The organism is Komagataeibacter oboediens (assembly GCF_003207815.1).
GTDB lineage: Bacteria > Pseudomonadota > Alphaproteobacteria > Acetobacterales > Acetobacteraceae > Komagataeibacter > Komagataeibacter oboediens.
Window position 1 is genome coordinate 1 of the sequence record NZ_NKTX01000192.1, and the last position, 1366, is coordinate 1366.

Below are 1366 nucleotides of genomic sequence, written 5' to 3' on the forward strand. Positions count from 1 at the left end.
GAACTGATGGTGTGGACGGCTCCCTGTGGTCCTGAGAGGATGCTGAGGAGTTGAATGTCAGTGAAGGAAACCATCATGCGTCAGTTGGTCCGTATCGGCATGGATACCTCGAAAAAAGTGTTTCAGCTCCACGGCGTGGATGCCGAAGAGCGGGTTGCGCTAAGCCGGAAACTGAGCCGACATCAGATGATCCGGTTTTTCGAGAAACTTCCGCCGACAGTGATTGGCATTGAAGCTTGTGGGGCTTCCCATCACTGGGCCAGAACCCTTGGTGCGCTTGGCCACGAAGTGAGGCTGATGGCGCCACAGCTTGTCAAACCGTACGTCAGGCGCAGCAAGAATGATGCGGCAGATGCCGAGGCCCTCTGTGAGGCGATGAGCCGTCCGACCATGCGTTTTGTGCCCGTCAAGACGGTTGAGCAGCAGGCGGCCCTCATGCTTGTCGGCATGCGGGAGCGGCTCATTGGCAGACGTACCCAGCTGGCCAATTCCATTCGGGGATACGCCGCAGAATTCGGATTGACCGCCCCTGCGGGTCTCTCCCGTGTGGAACCATTCCTTCAGCAGATTGCGTCTGAAGAAACGCTGCCACCTCTCGCACGTGATCTGTTTGCGCAGATGGCGGAAGAGTATGAAGCCCTGATGAAGCACATCAGGGAGCTCGATGAAAAACTGGCCACATGGCATCGAAGTCAGGAGGTGAGCCGCAGGCTATCCGGAATTCCGGGCATCGGTCCTCTGGGAGCGGCTCTGCTGCTCATGAAGGCCCCGGATCCGTATCTATTCTGCTCAGGCCGGGATTTCGCGGCGTGGATAGGCCTCACCCCTCGTGATCATTCATCAGGCGGCAAGGTCAGGCATGGCGGGATCACCAGGGCTGGAGACAGCCGCCTGAGAAGTACGCTGGTTGTCGGAGCGACCACCGTGCTGCGGCATGTAAGGCAGAACGAACAGAGCCGTCTCGCCACGCCATGGCTCGTCAGTCTTCTGAGCAGAAAGAAGCCGAAACTCGCTGCTGTAGCCCTGGCCAACAGGATGGCACGCATTGCATGGAAGCTGATGACCAGCGGCGAGACATATCGCAAACCGGTGGAGGCCGCCGCAATGGCAGCGGCTGCCGCTTCCTGACGAAATTGGCCAACACGATGCACAGAAACGGAATGTGATCGTGTGAGCTGATACCGCAGTCCTGCAAAGAGGAGATGGGGGGATCGTTCGATCTGAATGGAAGACACTCCGCAAGAGCCCGTGGTTTTCAAAAACCGCTGAACTGAATGGAACTTCCATCGCAGAAACCATCTTGGCCAGCAGTCTGAACACTGCAACAACAGGCCGGACATATGGGTGCAAACGACACGGTCACACC

General features: G+C 57.8%; 1 protein-coding gene. It reads left to right on the forward strand.

From position 1 onward, the window contains the following. Positions 1 to 75: 75 nt before the first annotated feature. Positions 76 to 1128 carry an IS110 family RNA-guided transposase gene (locus CFR80_RS18210; RefSeq protein ID WP_110507855.1) on the forward strand — a complete coding sequence of 351 codons (1053 nt, stop codon included), beginning with the start codon at positions 76 to 78 and terminating at the stop codon, positions 1126 to 1128. Positions 1129 to 1366 lie beyond the last annotated feature (238 nt).